At 63.8% G+C, this 17,485-nt stretch carries 18 protein-coding genes and 1 tRNA gene; 13 read left to right on the top strand and 6 right to left on the bottom strand.

All coding sequences use genetic code 11. The annotated features are described in order from the left end of the window. The first annotated feature begins 11 nt into the window (after positions 1-11). From ACQ4WY_RS15925 to gabD, 9 genes are all read left to right on the top strand, one after another. Positions 12-1,211: a XylR family transcriptional regulator gene (locus ACQ4WY_RS15925; protein WP_436504876.1), complete on the top strand. Its 1,200-nt coding sequence runs from the start codon at positions 12-14 to the stop codon at positions 1,209-1,211. Continuing rightward, entirely contained in the window at positions 1,208-1,987 is a 780-nt protein-coding gene (locus ACQ4WY_RS15920) for an aldose epimerase family protein (RefSeq protein WP_436504875.1), read from the top strand. Before ACQ4WY_RS15925 ends, ACQ4WY_RS15920 begins: the two co-directional genes overlap by 4 nt. Positions 1,988-2,071: 84 nt before the next feature. Next, entirely contained in the window at positions 2,072-3,085 is a 1,014-nt protein-coding gene (locus ACQ4WY_RS15915) for a 2-dehydro-3-deoxygalactonokinase (protein ID WP_436504874.1), read from the top strand. Continuing rightward, positions 3,082-4,812, top strand: a complete 1,731-nt coding sequence (araD, locus tag ACQ4WY_RS15910; RefSeq protein WP_436504873.1) for an L-arabinonate dehydratase — start codon at positions 3,082-3,084, stop codon at positions 4,810-4,812. The genes ACQ4WY_RS15915 and araD overlap by 4 nt, the downstream gene beginning before the upstream one ends. A gap of 14 nt (positions 4,813-4,826) precedes the next feature. After that, positions 4,827-5,720: an SMP-30/gluconolactonase/LRE family protein gene (locus ACQ4WY_RS15905; RefSeq protein WP_436504872.1), complete on the top strand. Its 894-nt coding sequence runs from the start codon at positions 4,827-4,829 to the stop codon at positions 5,718-5,720. A 13-nt stretch (positions 5,721-5,733) separates the two neighbouring features. Next, positions 5,734-6,387 carry a bifunctional 2-keto-4-hydroxyglutarate aldolase/2-keto-3-deoxy-6-phosphogluconate aldolase gene (locus ACQ4WY_RS15900; RefSeq protein ID WP_436504871.1) on the top strand — a complete coding sequence of 218 codons (654 nt, stop codon included), beginning with the start codon at positions 5,734-5,736 and terminating at the stop codon, positions 6,385-6,387. Positions 6,388-6,451: 64 nt separating this feature from the next. Continuing rightward, a complete protein-coding gene (locus ACQ4WY_RS15895) occupies positions 6,452-6,874 on the top strand; it encodes a CoA-binding protein (RefSeq protein WP_436504870.1) in 423 nt (140 codons plus the stop codon). Next, complete coding sequence (locus ACQ4WY_RS15890) at positions 6,871-7,713, top strand: PPK2 family polyphosphate kinase (protein WP_436504869.1); 843 nt, start codon at positions 6,871-6,873, stop codon at positions 7,711-7,713. Before ACQ4WY_RS15895 ends, ACQ4WY_RS15890 begins: the two co-directional genes overlap by 4 nt. A 92-nt stretch (positions 7,714-7,805) precedes the next feature. Next, positions 7,806-9,260, top strand: coding sequence for an NADP-dependent succinate-semialdehyde dehydrogenase (gabD, locus tag ACQ4WY_RS15885; RefSeq protein WP_070218955.1), 1,455 nt, complete (start codon positions 7,806-7,808; stop codon positions 9,258-9,260). Positions 9,261-9,266: 6 nt separating this feature from the next. On the opposite strand, the gene ACQ4WY_RS15880 is transcribed toward gabD, so the two are convergent. Continuing rightward, positions 9,267-10,391: an extracellular catalytic domain type 2 short-chain-length polyhydroxyalkanoate depolymerase gene (locus ACQ4WY_RS15880; RefSeq protein ID WP_436504868.1), complete on the bottom strand. Its 1,125-nt coding sequence runs from the start codon at positions 10,389-10,391 to the stop codon at positions 9,267-9,269. Between the two features lie 180 nt (positions 10,392-10,571). On the opposite strand from ACQ4WY_RS15880, the gene ACQ4WY_RS15875 reads away from it, so the two are divergent. Both ACQ4WY_RS15875 and ACQ4WY_RS15870 read left to right on the top strand, forming a co-directional pair. After that, a complete protein-coding gene (locus tag ACQ4WY_RS15875) occupies positions 10,572-11,165 on the top strand; it encodes a glutathione peroxidase (RefSeq protein WP_436504867.1) in 594 nt (197 codons plus the stop codon). A gap of 115 nt (positions 11,166-11,280) precedes the next feature. Continuing rightward, positions 11,281-11,640: a DUF1428 domain-containing protein gene (locus tag ACQ4WY_RS15870; RefSeq protein ID WP_353659359.1), complete on the top strand. Its 360-nt coding sequence runs from the start codon at positions 11,281-11,283 to the stop codon at positions 11,638-11,640. Here the strand turns inward: ACQ4WY_RS15870 and pabB are convergent. The 3 genes from pabB to ACQ4WY_RS15855 form a co-directional block, all read right to left on the bottom strand. Then, positions 11,637-13,472 (bottom strand): aminodeoxychorismate synthase component I, encoded by a 1,836-nt coding sequence (pabB, locus tag ACQ4WY_RS15865; protein ID WP_436504866.1) that lies wholly within the window; start codon positions 13,470-13,472, stop codon positions 11,637-11,639. The two genes, ACQ4WY_RS15870 and pabB, sit on opposite strands and share 4 nt — an antisense overlap. Before the next feature lie 21 nt (positions 13,473-13,493). Beyond that, positions 13,494-14,069 (bottom strand): nucleoid occlusion factor SlmA, encoded by a 576-nt coding sequence (gene slmA / locus ACQ4WY_RS15860; RefSeq protein ID WP_353659357.1) that lies wholly within the window; start codon positions 14,067-14,069, stop codon positions 13,494-13,496. A gap of 102 nt (positions 14,070-14,171) precedes the next feature. Beyond that, positions 14,172-14,906: a pyrimidine 5'-nucleotidase gene (locus tag ACQ4WY_RS15855; protein ID WP_436504865.1), complete on the bottom strand. Its 735-nt coding sequence runs from the start codon at positions 14,904-14,906 to the stop codon at positions 14,172-14,174. A gap of 90 nt (positions 14,907-14,996) precedes the next feature. Between ACQ4WY_RS15855 and ACQ4WY_RS15850 the strand changes: the two genes are divergently transcribed. Beyond that, entirely contained in the window at positions 14,997-15,866 is an 870-nt protein-coding gene (locus ACQ4WY_RS15850; RefSeq protein ID WP_436504864.1) for a TraB/GumN family protein, read from the top strand. Positions 15,867-16,032: 166 nt separating this feature from the next. Here the strand turns inward: ACQ4WY_RS15850 and ACQ4WY_RS15845 are convergent. Continuing rightward, positions 16,033-16,107, bottom strand: a tRNA-Thr gene (locus ACQ4WY_RS15845). Positions 16,108-16,147: 40 nt separating this feature from the next. Then, positions 16,148-17,041 carry an acetylglutamate kinase gene (gene argB, locus ACQ4WY_RS15840; RefSeq protein WP_010393729.1) on the bottom strand — a complete coding sequence of 298 codons (894 nt, stop codon included), beginning with the start codon at positions 17,039-17,041 and terminating at the stop codon, positions 16,148-16,150. A 231-nt stretch (positions 17,042-17,272) separates the two neighbouring features. Here argB and ACQ4WY_RS15835 point away from each other — a divergent pair, with 231 nt between their 5' ends. Beyond that, positions 17,273-17,470, top strand: coding sequence for a cysteine-rich CWC family protein (locus ACQ4WY_RS15835; protein ID WP_436504863.1), 198 nt, complete (start codon positions 17,273-17,275; stop codon positions 17,468-17,470). Positions 17,471-17,485: the final 15 nt, after the last annotated feature.

The following is a 17,485-nucleotide window of genomic DNA, read 5'->3' as shown; positions in this document are numbered from 1 at the left end:
GAGGAGACACCATGAAGATGCCGACCGCGCACCGGATCGCGCTGCTGTTTAACGGGAATAAAATCTACGACCGCGACATCATCGCGGGCATCGCCGCCTACCTGAACACCACGCGCGTGTCGTGGGACCTGTTCCTGGAAGAGGATTTTCGCTGCCGCCTGCCCGGCATCGAGCGCTGGCAGGGCGACGGCATCATCGCCGATTTCGACGATCCCGCCGTCTGCGCGGCGCTGGCGCACAGCCGCCTGCCGGTGGTGGCCGTGGGCGGCTCGTATGCGCGCGCCGAGGATTACCCGGCCGGCATCCCGTACGTGGCGACCGATAATTTCAAGATCGTCAAGCTGGCCTATGAGCACCTGGTGGAAGCGGGATTGAGCCGCTTTGCCTGTTTCAGCCTACCCGAAGCCGATGTCAACCGCTGGGCGCAGGAGCGCGAAACGGCGTTTTGCGCGCTGATGGAGCGCGACCACATGCACGCCGATGTGTACCGGGGCGTCGCCACCAGTGCGCCCTCGTGGGATGAAGCGGTGGAGCAGCAGATCGCCTGGCTCAACAGCCTGGAAAAACCCGTCGGCATCATCGCCGTCAGCGACGCGCGCGCGCGCCAGCTGCTGCAAGCCTGCATGCACGCGGGCATCGCCGTGCCGGAGCAAGTCGCGCTGATCGGCATCGACAACGATCCGCTGGCGCGCATGCTCACGCGTATTCCGCTCAGTTCCGTGATCCAGGGCACGGAGGAAATGGGCCGCACGGCGGCGCATTTGCTGCACCAGATGCTGAACGGCGCGCGCCTGTCCGGCACGCGCATCCTGGTGCCGCCGGCCGGCTTGAACGTGCTCGCGTCCACGCGCCACCAGCCCTTCCAGCACCCGCAGGTGATGCAGGCGCGCCATTTCATCCGCCAATACGCCTGCCAGGGCATCAAGACGGAGCAGGTGGCCGATTATGTGGGCGTGTCGCGTTCCTCGCTCGAAGCGCACTTCCGACACGAGCTGGGGCGCAGCGTGCACGATGAAATCCTGCATTTCAAGCTCGATGCGGCCAAGACCCTGCTGGCGCGCGGGCCGGGCCAGGTGGCAGAGGTGGCCGTGCGTTGCGGCTTTACCACGGTGCAGTACATGCATGCCGTCTTCAAGCGCGAACTCGGTTGCACGCCGCGCGAATTCCAGCAGCGCAGCCGGCCACCGCCAGCCCCCGGGCAGGCGCCATGATGCATCTGCTGCGCAATGCGCGCGGCATGCGCGTGGCCATCGACGCGCACGATGCCAGTGTGCGGGCCTGGTGGGCGCCCGACCGCTATGGCCGCCTGGCTGATGTGCTGGGCGCGACGCTCCCTGCGGGGCGTGCGCCCACGGGATGGCAGTGCGCACCGCCGGACGACGGCCACTTGCTGCTGCACCTGGCGCAAGACGGCCTGTCGGTGCGCCTGACCTACCGGCTCGATGACGATGGCAGTTTGCACCTCGATTGCGTCGCCACGGCCGATACGGTTTCCCGTTTCGCGCTTGCCGCGCCCCGCTTCAATCTGCAGGGCAGGGGGGCCAGCGTGGGCGACCATGTGCTGCGCCTGGCCGCCGACCATTATTGGCCTTGGCCTTGGCCTGGCGGTTGCACGGGTGACGCGCCGCTCGATGTGGCGGGCAGCGCGTTTGACTTCCGCCAGCCGGCGCCGCTCGCTTCGCGCCTGGCCTGGCCCGCGCTGGTGAACTTGCCGGGATTCGGGCATGACTTTTACTGGACGGGCAGCGGCCAGCTGCGCGAAGCGGCGCGGGTTGCCGACCCCGCTTCCGGCCGGGTCTTGCGCTTTTCCAGTACCCAGGGAAGTTGCCATTTGTATTCCGATACGCGCTGTTTTTCCCTGCTGGCGCAGGGCGTGGAAGTACAGCCGGGACAGGTGACGCGCTTCAAGCTCGCCTACCGTTTGGGCGTGCAGGATATTGACGCGTTTGACATATCCGAACCGGTATCAATGATGTCAAATAAGTGATTGGTCAGATATGCGGGGCAGTTCTACCATGGGGTAGTTTTTCCCTCATTTATTTTTGCCCTTAACGACGCTGCGAACCTGCCCATGAACATACTCACCATCGATGCCGGCACCACCAATACGCGTACCTTGCTGTGGCGCGCAGGCGCCGTCGTCGCCCAGGCGCAGCTGGAAACGGGTGTGCGCAATACCGCCATCGATGGCCATAACGGCGCGCTGAAACAGGCGCTGCGCGACACCATCGCCAGCGTGCTGGCCAGCGCGGGGATCGCGTCGTCCGAGGTGGACCTGGCGCTGGCCTCGGGCATGATCACCTCGCCCATGGGAGTGCAGGAAGTGCCGCATTTGCCGGCGCCCGCCGGCCTGGCCCAGCTGGCGCAAGGCATGCAGGCGGTGGACTTGCCCGACGTGCTGGCGCAGCCCCTGTGGCTGATTCCCGGCGTGCGCAACCAGCATGGCGCCGTCGGCCTGCATAACGTCGAGGCGATGGACATGATGCGCGGCGAAGAGACGGAAGTCGTCGCGCTGCTCGAGCGCCTGCAATTGCGCGGCGCGGCGACCCTGATCATGCCCGGCTCGCATACCAAATTGATCAGCGTGGACGAGCAGCGCCGCATCCTCGGCTGCAGCACCACCATCGCGGGCGAGCTGCTGCAGGCGATCACGCAGCACACTCTGATCAAGCAATCGGTCGATGGCGGTTTTGCGCAGACCCTGGTGCCGAAAATGCTGCTGGCCGGCGCGGCCGCGGCGCAAAAAACGGGGCTGGCGCGCGCCTGCTTCAGCGTGCGCACTCTGGGCCAGTTCAGCGCGGTCGAATGCAATGAGCGGGCCAATTTCCTGATGGGCGCCGTCCTCAGCGGCGACTTGCTGGCGCTGCGCAACAGCACCGCCATCCAGATGCGGCCCGATACGCCGCTCGTCATTACGGGCAAGCCCATGCTGCGCCAGGCGCTCGGCCTGCTGATCGAAGAACACGGATTTTTTTATGGCAAGCGCATCATCGTCGACGACCAGCAGCAAGACTATCTGGCTGGTCACGGTGCGCTGCTGATCGCCGCCGCGCGCGGCTTGATTTCCCCGCAGGAGACAGTATGAGTGACAACAAGAACAAGCGTCCCTTGCGTTCGCAAGCGTGGTTCGGCGGCGATGACAAGGACAGTTTTATTCACCGCAGCTGGATGAAGAACCAGGGTTATCCCAGTGACGCCTTCGATGGCCGTCCCGTCATCGGCATCTGCAATACCTGGTCCGAACTGACGCCCTGCAATGGCCATTTCCGCGACCTGGCCGAGATGGTCAAGCGCGGCGTGCTCGAAGCGGGCGGCTTTCCCGTCGAATTTCCCGTGATGTCGCTGGGCGAGACGAATCTGCGCCCGACGGCCATGCTGTTCCGTAACCTGGCCAGCATGGATGTCGAGGAATCGATCCGTGCCAACCCGATCGACGGCGTGGTGCTGCTGACGGGCTGCGACAAGACCACCCCTGCCTTGCTGATGGGCGCGGCCAGCGTGGACTTGCCCACCATCGTGCTGTCGGGCGGTCCCATGTTGAACGGCAACTACCGCGGCAAGCCGATCGGCTCGGGCACGGACGTGTGGAAGTTCTCCGAAGACGTGCGCGCCGGGCGCATGACGTCCGCCGAATTCAAGCAGGCCGAATCGTGCATGTCGCGCTCCGCCGGCCACTGCATGACCATGGGCACGGCGTCCACCATGGCCAGCATGGTCGAGGCGCTGGGCGTGACCCTGCCCGGCAACGCGGCCATTCCCGCCGTCGATGCGCGCCGCAAGCTGCAGGCGCAGTTGACGGGCCGGCGCATCGTCGACATGGTGCATGAAGACCTGAAACTGTCGCAGATCCTCACGCGCGAAGCGTTTGAAAACGCCATCATGGTCAACGGCGCCATCGGCGGCTCGACCAATGCCGTGATCCACCTGCTGGCCATTGCCGGGCGCATCGGCGTGGACATGCGCCTCGGCGACTGGGATCGCCTGGGCCGCGACATTCCCTGCCTGCTGAACCTGATGCCGTCGGGCCAGTACCTGATGGAAGATTTTTACTATGCGGGCGGCCTGCCCGTGATCATCCGCGACCTGCTGGGTAAATTGCATGGTGACGTGCTCACCGTCACGGGCGCCAGCATGGCCGTCAACGTGGCCGAAGCGGAAAATTTCAATCCCGAGGTGATCACGCCGCTGGCGCAGCCATTCAAGGAAGAGGGCGGCATCGCCGTCCTGCATGGCAACCTGGCCCCGCGCGGCGCCGTCATCAAGCCTTCCGCCGCCTCGCCGGAACTGATGCAGCACCGTGGCCGCGCCGTCGTCTTCAACAGCATCGAGCATTACAAGAAGCGCATAGACGATCCCGCCCTCGATATCGACGCCAGCTGTGTGATGGTGCTGCAAAATTGCGGCCCGCAGGGCTATCCGGGCATGGCCGAAGTGGGCAATATGGGATTGCCGAAAAAACTGCTGGAGCAGGGCGTGCGCGACATGGTGCGTATTTCCGATGCGCGCATGAGCGGCACGGCCTACGGCACGGTGGTGCTGCACGTGGCGCCGGAAGCGGCCGTGGGCGGGCCGCTGGCGCTGGTGCGCGATGGCGACATGATTGAACTGGACGTGGCGGGACGGCGCTTGCACCTGGACGTCGACGAGGCCGAGCTGGCGCGCCGGCAGGCGGAGTGGCGCGCCCCCGAGCCGGCCATGAAGGGTGGCTATCAGTCAATGTACATCAAGCATGTGACGCAGGCCGACGAAGGCGCGGATCTGGATTTCCTCGTCGGTTGCCGCGGCTCGGCGGTTCCGCGCGAATCACATTGAAAGAAGGAACAGACATGGGGACACGGGCCCAATTACTGGTCGATGCGCAGAACTTCCTGGGCGAGGGCGTGCGCTGGTGCGAACGCAGCGGCCGCGTTTTCTGGACGAATATCGAAGGTTGCCAGCTGCATGCGCTGGTGCTGGCCACGGGCGAACGCCAGACGTGGGACATGCCCGAACGCCTGGCCTGCTTCGCGCTGACGGACAGCGACGATGTGCTGCTGCTGGGCCTGGCTTCGCGCCTGGCCTGGTTTGACGCGCGTAGCGGGGCCGTCACGCCCTTGCACACGGTGGAGAGGGATTTGCCCATGACGCGCCTGAACGATGGCCGCTGCGACCGCCAGGGACGTTTTGTCTTCGGCACGCTCGATGAGCGCCCCTGCCGCGATGCGATCGCCAGCTTTTACCGCCTCAACCTGGATTTGACCCTGGAGCGATTGCCGCTGCCGCAGATCGCCATCTCGAACAGCATCTGCTTCAGCGTCGATGGCACGGCCATGTATTTTTGCGACTCGATGAAGAAGGCGATCTACCGCTGGGACGATTACCTGGGGGGCGACGCCAGCCGGGTGCGCGTGTTTGCCGTGCTCGATCCGGGGCCGGGCGCCGGCGACGGCGCCACCATCGATGCGGATGACTATTTGTGGAGCGCGCAGTGGGGCGCTGGCAGGGTCTTGCGCTTCGCGCCGGACGGCAGCATCGAGCGCAAGATCAGCCTGCCCGTCTCGCAGCCCAGCTGCGTGAGCCTGGGCGGCCCGCATTACGACGAATTGTTCGTCACCACGGCCCAGGAGAGCCTGAGTCCGGCCCAGTTGGCGAGCGAACCGCTGGCCGGGGGATTGTTTCATGCGCGCCAGGTGGACGTGCGCGGTTTGCCGGAAGTGCGCTTTGGCGCCCTGCCGGCCTGACAGGAGAGAGCATATGCAAAAACACACGGTTTTCGAGGGCATCCTCGAACGGGGCATGGTCGGCATCGTGCGCGCCGGATCGGCGCAGGCGGCCGTGCAGATCGCCGAGGCGTGCATCGCCGGCGGCATCACGGCGCTGGAAGTGGCGTTCACCACGCCCGATACCGTGGGCGTGCTGCGCACCTTGCGCGAACGCCATGGTCATGACGTGCTGCTGGGCGCGGGCACGGTGCTCGATACGGAGACGGCGCGTGCCGCCATCCTGGCCGGCGCCCAGTTCATCATCTCGCCCGGCGTGAACGTGGAGACCATCGCGCTGTGCCGGCGCTACCAGGTGCTGGCCATGCCGGGGGCGATGACGCCGACGGAGATCGTCACGGCCCTGCAGGCCGGCGCAGACATCGTCAAGGTCTTCCCCGCCGAGATGTTCGGCCCCGCCTACATCAAGGCCCTGCGCGCCCCCTTGCCGCAAGCGCCGTTGATGCCGACGGGCGGCGTGACGGTGGAAAACCTGCATGAATGGTTTGCCAGCGGCGCCGTAGCCGTGGGCATTGGCAGCAGCCTGAGTGGTCCGGGCGCCACGGGCGACTATGCGGCCGTGACGGCGCGCGCGCAAGCCTTCGTGGTGAAGATGGCGGCCGTGCGTGCGGCTAAGTCTTCTGGCTAGCTCCCGGCGGGACGGGAATCTGCTACGCTAGGCGGGCAATGTCGCACGTCCAACTACAGAAACCATGTCCAACATCGCCCGCATCCTGCAAGACAGCCGCATCATCGCCATCGTCGGCATGTCCGACAAGCCCGAACGCGCCAGCCATGAAGTGGCCGACTACCTGCTGCAGCAGGGCTACCGCGTGTTGCCCGTCAATCCGGCCCTCGCCGGACGCGACGTGCTGGGGCAGCGCGCTTACGCCACTCTGACGCAGGCCGCGGCGGCGGTGGCGCCGGCGCGCATCGATATCGTCGACTGCTTCCGCAAGCCGGCAGATATTCTGCCCATCGCCGAGGAAGCCATCGCCGTCAAGGCCGGCTGCCTGTGGCTGCAGCTCGAGGTCATCAATGAAGAGGCGGCGCAGCAGGCGCGGGCGGCGGGTCTGGACGTGGTGATGGACCGTTGCACAAAAATTGAGCACCGCAAGCTGGCGGTGGCGGCATGAAGGCGCGCACGCAATTTCGTGCCGGCCAGGGCTTCGACCTGAACGAGGATTTCGCCGGCAAGCGCCTGCTGGGCGCTGCCACCAAGGCGGCGAACAAGAAGTTGACGGCAGCCCAGTGCAAGGCCCTGGACCGCGAGGAAACCGTGGCGCTGACGGCGCAGATTGCCGAGTGCCAGAGCATGCTGTATGCGCAGCACAAGAAAAAAGTGCTGCTGGTCTTGCAGGGCATGGATACGTCGGGCAAGGATGGTACCGTGAAGGCCATTTTCAGCAATATCAACCCGATGGGCATCCGCGCCATCGCGTTCAAGGGCCCTACCGATATCGAACTGGCGCACGACTACCTGTGGCGCGTACACCAGCACGTGCCCGTCAAGGGCGAGATCGCCATCTTCAACCGCAGCCATTATGAAGATGTACTGATCACGCGCGTGCAGGACATGATCGACAAGGCCGAATGCCAGCGCCGCTACGCGCAGATCCGCGATTTCGAGCGCATGCTGAGCGAAACGGGCACCGTCATCCTGAAAATCTTCCTGCATATCTCGAAGGACGAGCAGCGCGGACGGCTGCAGGAGCGGCTCGACGATCCCGATCGCCAGTGGAAGTTCGATCCCAACGATATCGCCCAGCGCAAGAAGTGGGATGGCTACCAGCGCGCCTATGAAACGGCGATCCGCGAGACGGATGCCGATCACGCGCCGTGGTACGTGGTGCCGTCGAACTCCAAGACCCAGCGCAACCTGGTGGTTGCCTCCCTGCTGCTGGAAACCCTGCAGGGCATGAAGCTGGAATACCCGGCGCCGGACCCGAAACTGTCGTCTTTCAAGGTCGAGTAGAGCTTGGGGCAGTTCAGCGCTGCGCCTGCGGAATTGGCCGTGCTGTGGCATAGTATCCCTCGTCGATAATTCAAACCAGACCGGAGATCCATATGCTGCAGTTGAAAGATCCTACCTTGTTGCGTCACCAGGCTTACGTGAATGGAGCCTGGGCTGATGCCGATGGTGGCCAGACGATTAATGTGAGCAATCCCGCCACCGGCGAGCATATCGGCACGGTGCCCCTGATGGGCGCAGCCGAGACGCGCCGCGCCATCGAGGCGGCCAATGCCGCCTGGCCCGCCTGGCGCAAGAAGACGGCCAAGGAACGCGCGGCCGTGCTGCGCCGCTGGCATGACCTGATCCTGGAAAACGCCGACGACCTGGCGCTGATCATGACCACGGAGCAGGGCAAGCCCCTGCCGGAAGCGAAAGGCGAAGTGCAGTTCGGCGCCTCGTTCATCGAGTGGTTTGCAGAAGAAGGCAAGCGCGTCGCGGGCGATACCCTGCAATCGCCGTGGCCGGACCGCCGCCTGGTCATCACCAAGGAGCCGATCGGCGTGTGCGCCGCCATCACGCCGTGGAATTTCCCCGCCGCCATGATCACCCGCAAAGTCGGCCCGGCCCTGGCCGCCGGCTGCCCGATGGTCTTGAAACCGGCCGAAGCAACGCCGTTTTCCGCGCTGGCGCTGGCCGTGCTGGCCGAGCGCGCGGGCGTGCCTGCGGGCGTGTTCAGCATCGTCACGGGTGCGCCGAAAGACATCGGCGGCGAAATGACGTCGAACCCCATCGTGCGCAAGCTGACGTTTACGGGTTCGACCCAGGTGGGCCGCTTGCTGGCCGAGCAGTGCGCGCCGACGATCAAGAAACTCTCGTTGGAACTGGGCGGCAATGCGCCGTTCATCGTCTTTGACGACGCCGACCTGGACGCCGCCGTGGAAGGCGCCATCGCCTCGAAATACCGCAATGCGGGCCAGACCTGCGTCTGCGCCAACCGCCTGTACGTGCAGGACAGCGTGTATGACGCGTTTGCCGACAAACTGGTGGCCGCCGTGGCCAAGCTGAAGGTGGGCAATGGCATCGAGGCGGGCGTCACGCAAGGCCCGCTGATCGATGCCAAGGCCGTCGCCAAGGTAGAAGAGCACGTGGCCGACGCGCTGGGCAAGGGCGGGCGCCTGCTGGCCGGTGGCAAGCGCCACGCGTTGGGCAACGGCTTCTTCGAACCGACCATCATCGCCGACGTGACGAACGACATGCGCGTGGCCACCGAGGAAACCTTCGGCCCGCTGGCACCCCTGTTCCGCTTCAAGACGGATGATGAAGTGATCGCCCTGGCCAACAACACGGAATTCGGCCTGGCCGCCTACTTCTATTCGCGCGACATCGGCCGCATCTGGCGCGTGGCCGAAGGTCTGGAAACGGGCATGGTCGGCGTCAACACGGGCCTGATTTCGAACGAGATCGCCCCCTTCGGCGGCGTCAAGCAATCGGGCCTGGGCCGCGAAGGGTCGACCTACGGTATCGAAGACTATTTAGTCATTAAATATATCTGCATGGGCGGTATCTAAGGCCGCCTAGCGTGAGCCGCGGCGCGCAGCCAACCTGTCCAGCATGCCCTTGACCGCTTCCATCTGCGTGCCGCTCTTGCGGTAAAAATCCGGGTCGATCGGATTGATGCTGGTGTAGCCCCAGAAATCCCAGCAGCCTTTCGGGTTGTACGGGTAGACGGGGCTCGGTTCGGCCTGCGGATACAGGACGATGATCTTGTTGGCGTCCGCCACCTGGTTGTAGCCGGTGCTGGTATAGAAACGGTCGCCGATGGCTTGCGTCGTTTGCAGGCAGCCGTGGAACACCACGTGCACGCGGCAGCTCTCGCTGTCGCAGGCTTTCGGAATGTAGGCGTAGCCCGTATTATTCATGCTGGAGTACGCGTTCTGGATGAAGCTGCGCTGGTTGAAGGAGATCAGCTTGCCCGTCAGGGTGGTCGACGAGGGCTGCAGGTCCGGGTACAGGTGCTGCAGGATGTCGCGCGCCTGCACGAAGTCGCAGTCATTGATGAACGGCGAGTCCGTCACGGCGCAGGGCTTGTCCTGATTGTTGTCTGTGATGATGGCATGGCCCGCGCCGACCGTATCGACGAAGCGGATTTGCGCCGCCGGCGTACCGGCCAGCGCATAGAATTTCCCCACCTGTTCCACCACCGGCTGCGTCACGGTCTGGTCTTTCGTTCCGCTGAACAGATATACGCGCTGGCGTTTCAGGTTGGCCGTGTCGTCAATGAGTCGGGCGCGCGCAAAATCGTTCGCCGCGCGCAGCAATTCGCTGGCGACAGGCGGCGCCACCTGTGTGCTGCCCGGATTCATGCAGGTGGTCATGGCATTCGTCAGGTAGGGAATGTAGGGGAAGCGGCCCGGCTGGCCCGCACAGAAATATGGGCCGCCCGCGATGATGCCGGCGCCGGCCACCGTGGCCGAGTAGGCGACGGCAAATTGCGCCGCCATGAAGCCGCCCGAGGACAGGCCGGACACCGTGGTCTGGCTCAGGTCAGCCTGGTAGCCGGGCAGGGCGGGGGCGTTCCTGGTCGCGGCGGGCTTGATGGCTTTGGCAGCCTTGGCGGCGTGCGCGCCGCCTGGCGCCAGGATGAGCAGGCTGGCGGTCAGCAGGGCGGTGGGTAATGCGGTCAGGTGCGGGAAGGGCATGGTTACTCCACAGGGCAAGAAAAGGGGCAGGAAGGCCGAGCATAGGTAAAAAAACTGTGCGCTGGGCAAGTACTGCACTGTCATTGATGTCGCTCAAGCAATCGCTGTTGTTGTACGTCTTGTACGCGTGCGCGGCGTTTGACATAGAATGGTTTTTTCCGTTCAACCATGGTGCCCCTCATGTCCAAGACCCTTGCCCAGCTGTTTGCGCTCATCACCCTTGCCGCCGGCGCCAGCCTGGCCATGCCGGCCCATGCCGCTGAAACCGCGACAGCTGCCGCCGCGCCAGCCGCCTGTCCCGCCATCCTCAAGCAGACCTTCAACCGCCTGCAGGATGAAGCGCCGCAAAACTTGTGCCAGTACGCGGGCAAGGTCGTGCTGGTAGTCAATACGGCAAGTTATTGCGGTTTTACCAATCAATATGAAGGGCTTGAGGCGCTGTACGCGAAGTACGGCAGCAAGGGCCTGGTGGTGCTGGGTTTCCCGTCGAACGATTTCGGCAAGCAGGAACCGGGCAACAGCAAGGAAATCGCCGATTTCTGCTACAACACCTATGGCGTGAAGTTTCCCATGTTTTCGAAGTCCGTCGTTTCCGGTCCCACGCCGAATCCGCTGTACGTGGACCTGATCAAGCAGACGGGCAAGACGCCGGCCTGGAATTTCCACAAGTATCTGATCGACCGCCACGGGAAAGTGGTGGAAAGCTTCCCCAGCAAGGTAACGCCGGATGACAAGAAACTCGTTGGCGCGGTGGAAAAAGCGCTGGCGCTGTAAGTTGCCGATACACAAGCAGGCTTGAACGCCTGCTTTTTTTTAATGTCGCGCTTGTTGTCTTGCTATCATTGTCCTAAGCTGGTTGTTCGCGTTTGTCACAACAAAGGAGAACATCATGGCGTATGTCGATGGATTTGTGGTGCCCGTACCGAAAGCCAAGCTCGATGCTTACCTGGCCATGTCGCGCAGTTGTGGCGCCGTCTGGCGCGAATATGGCGCGCTGGAATTTCGCGAATGCGTGGGCGACGATGTCAAGCCGGGCAAGCTGACCTCGTTCCCGCAGGCGGTGGACTTGCAGGATGGCGAAGTGGTGGTGTTTTCATGGATCGTGTATGCGTCGCGCGCCAAGCGCGATGAAATCAACGACAAGGTCATGAAAGACCCGCGCCTGGCCGAGATGATGGATCCGGCCAAGCTGCCGTTCGATGGCAAGCGGATGATCTATGGCGGTTATGAAATGCGTGTGGATCTTTAAATAAGTTCTGCTGGCAACGCGCCGCGCAACGCATTGCACACGACAATCGCTTCGGCCCGCGCCAGCATGGCGCGCGTGATGATGGTTTCCTGCGCGTTCCAGGCGGGATCGGCCAGCATGGCCGCGCGCTGCACGCCGGGCAGCAGGCCGCAGGACAGGGGCGGCGTATGCCAGCGGCCATCGAGCCGGACGAAGACATTGCTGCGCCCGCCCTCCGTCAGCTCACCCCGTTCGTTAAAGAACAGCATGTCGAAACCGCCTTGCGCCTCGGCTGCGCGCCAGGCCGCGTCGTAGCGCGCGCGCACGCTGCTCTTGTGGCGCAGGAACAGGTCGTCGGCCACGGTGGCGTCGGGCGCCAGCAGGATTTTTACCGTGTCCGGCAAGGCAGTGAGGGCACCGCTTTGCACCGTGAACTGGCCATCCTGGCGCAGCGCCAGGCGCAGGCGGAAGGGGGCATCGTCGGGGCGTGCCGCGCAGGCCGCCTGCAGCGCGGCGCGGGCAGCGCCGGCATCCCAGGCAAAACCGAAGTAGGCGCAGGAGGCTGCCAGGCGCGCCAGGTGACGCTCTTGCTGGCGGCAGCCGCTGGCGCGGCTGGCGTGCAGGGTCTCGAACAGTTCGAAGTCGTTGCTCAGCCCCGTCAGGAAGCGGGCCTTGAGCTGGCATTCTGCAAATTCTTCCTGCGGGTCACTGTCCAGGACGATGCCGGCGCCCACGCCCATTTCGCCGCGCCGGATGCCGCCAGGGCCAGCCGGTTGCAGGGCCAGGGTGCGGATCGGCACGGACATGCAGAAGTTGCCTACCGCGTGGACAGCGCCGGCGGCCGGCGGATCGAACCAGCCGATGGCGCCCGTGTAGATACCGCGCGGCGCTCCTTCCAGTTCGGCGATGATTTCCATGGTGCGCCGTTTCGGCGCGCCCGTGATCGAGCCGCACGGATACAAGGCCTGGAAGATGTCGGCCAGGCTGACATCTTCGCGCAAGCGCGCCTGCACAGTGGAGGTCATTTGCAGCACGCTGCTGTAGCGCGTGACCTCGAACAGGGCCGGTACCTTGACGGAGCCCGTGGTGGCGATGCGGCCGATGTCGTTGCGCAGCAGGTCGACGATCATCAGGTTTTCTGCGCGGTTTTTCGGATCATTGGCCAGGGCCGCGGCGCGGCGCACGTTTTCTTCCATTTGCTCGGGCGGGGCGGCCGGCGCCGTGCCTTTCATGGGACGCGCCATCAACTCGCCTTGCGCATGGCGCACGAACAGCTCCGGCGACAGCGACAGCAGGGCGCCGCCATCGGGCAGCATCACCAGCGCGCCATAGGGCACGGGCTGGCGCGCGCGCAGCCGCGCATACAGGGCCAGGGGCGAACCAAAGGCGTCGAAGCGCAAACGATAGGTGTAGTTGACTTGATAGGTGTCGCCGGCCACGATGTAGTCGTGGATGCGGTGCAGCGCCTGCGTAAATTGCGCCTGGTCGACATTCGCGTGTATATCGGCCACGCCGGCCGGCGCGGCGTCCGCGCGGACGCGCTCGTCCAGCCACTGCGCCACGTCGTCCTGCGACAGCTGCGTGCAATGGTCAAAGACGAGCACTTGCGCCAGCGGCGGCGCGTTGACGCCTGCCGCGCGCGGCGGCATGGCCAGCAAATGCGCTCCCAGCTCGTAGCTGCACACGCTGACGGCGTACTGGCCGCGTTCCAAGGCCCCTTGCAGCCCCTCGAGCAGGGCCGGCCACTGTTGCCCCTCGGTGCACCGCAAGACTGCCGCCAGGCCCGTGTACAGGCGCGAACCGGCGCCCGGGGTGCTGGCGTCGTCGAGCAGGGCGAAACAGTCGGTATGCATGGGGACAGCCGCGGCGGTGACTTACCCCAGCAGCATGGCGATTTGCAGCGCCGCTTCCTGGGAGGGATTGATCTTGAAGCCGCTCTTGGCGTAGCGGTGCCAGCGCCCGATGACGAAGCTGACGATCAGGGTGGCGCGCGCCGCCACTTCGCTTTCCTTGCCATGGCCTTCTGCGGCGGCCACGCGCAAGGCCTGCTTGAGCGCCAGTTCCACACGGTCGTAGAACTGGTTCATGCGCACTTGCAGGCGCTCGTCCTCATTGACCAGCGCGTCGCCGATCAGCACGCGCGTCATGCCCGGATTGCTGATGGCGAAATTGAGCAGCATGCCGACGATGTCGCGTGTCTGCGTCATGCCGTCGCTGTGCTTTTCCGCGATCTGGTTGATCAGGCCGAAGACGCTAGCCTCGATGAATTCGATCAGCCCTTCGAACATTTGCGCCTTGCTGGCGAAATGGCGGTACAGGGCCGCTTCCGACACGGCCAGTCTGGCCGCCAGTGCGGCAGTGGTGATCTTTTCGCCTTTCGGCTGCTCCAGCATTGCGGCGAGGGCCTGAAGAATTTGTAGCCTGCGTTGGCCCGGCGGTGTGCTTGCCATATTTTCTCTTGTCGTTAAAAAAAATGCTGCCTTGATGGGAAGGTCCGTCACCGCCGCTAGCGGTGCGGCTTCCGGCGTCAACCGGAAGTCCAGGAGTCCCCTTCAACGCAGACGGTGAAGGCGGCGTGCCAAATGCCGGACAGATTTTACTTTGACATCGACGTAAGCGGGGCGATTTAACGCCTTGGGCAACTTCGCCACGCCGATCGGATCGGCCATTTTCAGGTATTGCGTGATCCAGGCCGTGCGCAGGCCCAGTTTTTTCGCACCCTTCAGGTTGGCCAGGGTGTCTTCCACCAGGATGCAGCGGCCAGGGCGGATATGGTGCTTGCGCATCAGTTTGCGCAGCATCAGGGTCGATGGCTTGGGCCGCAGCTGGCGGTGCACATGCATCGCCTCGATGGCGATATGCTGCGAAAAATGCTGACGCAAGCCCAGGTGGCGCATCACGTCGCTCGAATAGCGCAGCGGCGCGTTGGTAAGTAAAATTTTACGGCCAGGCAGGCGTTTGAGTAAAGCCCCCAGCCCCCGTTCGGCGCGTATCATGGCGCGCAAATCGTCGAAGGTGTGCGTCTCGTGCAAAAAATGCGCGGCCTGCACCTGATGGTGCTTGACCATGCCCAGCAAGGTGGCGCCATAGCGGCGCCAGTAGGCCGCGCGTGCCGCGTTGACGATGGCGTCGTCGGCCGGCGTCACGCCGTCGCCCAGTACGCGGGCAATATACGTGTTCATATTGGCCGTGATAGTAGGGAAAATGGCATGCGAGGCATTGTGCAGCGTGTTGTCGAGGTCAAACAGCCAGACCGGCGACGAGCGGTTAAGATGGGACACAGGCACAAGAGTCTTTGCTAGCGAGAGAAGATGAGAAATTCAACAATCAGGAAAACCATGCGACGCCAGATTATAGTGATGTTTTGCGGATTATTCTTGCTGCCGTTGCAGGCGGCCTTCGCGGAAGCGCCGCCTGTGGCGCAAAACCGGGGCGCCCTGTTCAAGGTGCAGGACGCCAGCCACACCCTGTATCTGTTCGGCACCATTCACGTCGGCGCGCCCGATTTTTATCCGCTCGAGCCGACGGTGACGCAGGCATTGGAAGGCGCCGGGGCGCTGGCGCTGGAGATCGATCCGGGCGCCGACCCGCGCGCCGCCCTGGGCGCCGTGCTGAAATACGGCATGGAGGCGCCGGGCAGCAAAGTGCCGGCCGACTGCCGCCAGACCCTGGCCCCGCGCCTGGCGCCGTTGTTGCAAAAATACGGCATTCCAGCCGAATCGGTGGCGCCGATGAAGCCGTGGATGCTGGCCAGCATGCTGGCTATCGGCGAATTTTCCACCCTGGGCTACCGTTCCGACCTGGCGGTGGACAATTATCTGTCGCAGCAGGCCAGGGCGCGCAAGATCCCCGTGGTGGAACTCGAGTCGATGGAAGGCCAGATGGCGCTGTTTGGCGCGATGTCGCCGGTCGACCAGTGCCGCTTCCTGGAAGACGGCGTGGCGTCGATCGAAGACCAGGAACAAAGCCAGGAAGCGCGCGAGATCGCCAACGCCTGGCGCACGGCCGACGCGGCCGCCTTCGACAAGCTGGCGGCAAAAGCCGCGCAAGACCCGTCGTTCGCCGCGCAGTTCGTGCAAAAAGTGCTGCTCGATGGCCGCAACCCGGCCCTGGCCGAGGGCATCGCCAAGTTGCTGGCGCGCGAAAAGCACAGCCTGGCCGCCATTGGCGTGCTGCACCTGGTCGGAACGAAAAGCGTGCCGGACTTGTTGCGTCAAAGGGGCTTGAAGGTCGAGCGGGTGTATTAAGTTTTGACAGCAGACAGCAAGGATGCCGTGGCTTAGCCGCGCGACAGGCTGCGGCAGAGTAGATGAAAATTGTTCAGGGCAAGGCGTCGAGCCGAAGACAGTACGCATGTACGGCGAGGCGAGGCAACGCAGCCATGGACATTTTTCAGATACGGGGATAAATCGATGGTGCCCTTGACGTGGATCGAACACGTGGCCTCTCCCTTACCAAGGGAGTGCTCTACCACTGAGCTACAAGGGCATAAAAAATCGGCGCTGGGTGAATTGCGCCGAATTAGTTTTTAGTGCGAACGGATCATAGTACCAAAAGCCTGCTCGGTCAACACTTCCAGCAATAATGAGTGTTCGATGCGGCCATCGATGATGTGTACCGTGTTCACGCCGGACTTGGCCGCGTCGAGCGCGGACGAGATCTTCGGCAGCATGCCGCCCGAGATTGTGCCATCGGCGAACATCTCGTCGATTTCACGCGCGGACAGGTCGGTCACCAGATTGCCCTGCTTGTCCTGGACGCCGGCGATGTTGGTCATCATGATCAGCTTTTCCGCTTTCAGGATTTCCGCGATCTTGCCGGCTACCACGTCGGCGTTGATGTTGTAGGCCTGGCCATCCTGGCCGAAACCGATCGGCGAAATGATGGGAATGAAGGCGTCGTCCTGCAGCGCCTTGACGACGGCCGGGTTGATCGCGTCGATCTCGCCGACAAAGCCGATGTCGAGGAATTCGCCCGGATGTTCGCGGTCCGGCATCTGCATCTTGCGCGCGCGGATCAAGCCGCCATCCTTGCCCGTCAGGCCCACGGCCTGGCCGCCGTAATGGTTGATCAGCATGACGATATCCTGCTGCACTTCGCCGCCCAGCACCCACTCCACCACTTCCATGGTTTCTTCATCGGTGATGCGCATGCCTTGCACGAAGGTGCCTTGCTTGCCGATTTTTTTCAGCGCGTTATCGATCTGCGGTCCGCCGCCGTGCACCACGACCGGGTTCATGCCGACCAGCTTGAGCAGGATGACGTCGCGCGCGAAGCCGTGCTTCAGGCGTTCGTCCGTCATTGCGTTGCCACCGTACTTGATGACGATGGTCTTGCCATGGAAATTGCGGATGTAGGGCAGGGCCTCGGCCAGAATCTGCGCCTTGATTTGTGGCGACACCGCCGTCAAGTCGTCATTCATGTCCAGGTTCAAGTTAGCTAGTTGATTCATGGCGAGTCCGGAAAATAGATTTGTGGGATTTTACAGGGAAGAAGAAAATCTTGGAGGCATTATAGGGCGATCTTGTTGTATTTTCCCTGATGATCCTATAGTCTGGCCCGATATGTCCCCCAGCCAGCCCTTTTACTGCCAGTTACATCTGCGTCGGATGCCGGCGCAGCATGACACACACTTGCCAATTCAAACACAGCCATGAGCCAGTGCAGCCTTTGCGGCGCCACCTTCCAGTGTGGCCAGCTCGACCCGGACGCCAAGGAACCCTGCTGGTGCGTGGCCCTGCCACCGGCCGTTCCCGTGCCCGGCAGCAGCGCCGTGGGCTGCTGGTGCCCCGCCTGCCTGCAAGAGCGCATCGCCGCCTTGACGCCCCCGGCAGCAACGCCGGCCAAATAAGAGCCCCGGCACGCT

It is taken from the genome of Janthinobacterium salmonicoloratum (assembly GCF_051380845.1).
Lineage (GTDB): Bacteria > Pseudomonadota > Gammaproteobacteria > Burkholderiales > Burkholderiaceae_D > Janthinobacterium > Janthinobacterium lividum_F.
This window is presented reverse-complemented; position numbering and strand designations above follow the sequence as displayed.

Excerpts from the sequence above, each read along its gene's own strand:
- ACQ4WY_RS15915 (WP_436504874.1), top strand. The coding sequence starts at position 2,072 with ATGAACATACTCACCATCGATGCCGGCACCACCAATACGCGTACCTTG.
- ACQ4WY_RS15895 (WP_436504870.1), top strand. The coding sequence starts at position 6,452 with ATGTCCAACATCGCCCGCATCCTGCAAGACAGCCGCATCATCGCCATC.
- ACQ4WY_RS15920 (WP_436504875.1), top strand. The coding sequence starts at position 1,208 with ATGATGCATCTGCTGCGCAATGCGCGCGGCATGCGCGTGGCCATCGAC.
- argB (WP_010393729.1), bottom strand. The coding sequence starts at position 17,041 with ATGAATGACGACTTGACGGCGGTGTCGCCACAAATCAAGGCGCAGATT.
- ACQ4WY_RS15875 (WP_436504867.1), top strand. The coding sequence starts at position 10,572 with ATGTCCAAGACCCTTGCCCAGCTGTTTGCGCTCATCACCCTTGCCGCC.
- pabB (WP_436504866.1), bottom strand. The coding sequence starts at position 13,472 with ATGCATACCGACTGTTTCGCCCTGCTCGACGACGCCAGCACCCCGGGC.
- ACQ4WY_RS15880 (WP_436504868.1), bottom strand. The coding sequence starts at position 10,391 with ATGCCCTTCCCGCACCTGACCGCATTACCCACCGCCCTGCTGACCGCC.
- ACQ4WY_RS15835 (WP_436504863.1), top strand. The coding sequence starts at position 17,273 with ATGAGCCAGTGCAGCCTTTGCGGCGCCACCTTCCAGTGTGGCCAGCTC.
- slmA (WP_353659357.1), bottom strand. The coding sequence starts at position 14,069 with ATGGCAAGCACACCGCCGGGCCAACGCAGGCTACAAATTCTTCAGGCC.
- ACQ4WY_RS15925 (WP_436504876.1), top strand. The coding sequence starts at position 12 with ATGAAGATGCCGACCGCGCACCGGATCGCGCTGCTGTTTAACGGGAAT.
- araD (WP_436504873.1), top strand. The coding sequence starts at position 3,082 with ATGAGTGACAACAAGAACAAGCGTCCCTTGCGTTCGCAAGCGTGGTTC.
- ACQ4WY_RS15900 (WP_436504871.1), top strand. The coding sequence starts at position 5,734 with ATGCAAAAACACACGGTTTTCGAGGGCATCCTCGAACGGGGCATGGTC.
- ACQ4WY_RS15890 (WP_436504869.1), top strand. The coding sequence starts at position 6,871 with ATGAAGGCGCGCACGCAATTTCGTGCCGGCCAGGGCTTCGACCTGAAC.
- ACQ4WY_RS15905 (WP_436504872.1), top strand. The coding sequence starts at position 4,827 with ATGGGGACACGGGCCCAATTACTGGTCGATGCGCAGAACTTCCTGGGC.
- ACQ4WY_RS15870 (WP_353659359.1), top strand. The coding sequence starts at position 11,281 with ATGGCGTATGTCGATGGATTTGTGGTGCCCGTACCGAAAGCCAAGCTC.
- gabD (WP_070218955.1), top strand. The coding sequence starts at position 7,806 with ATGCTGCAGTTGAAAGATCCTACCTTGTTGCGTCACCAGGCTTACGTG.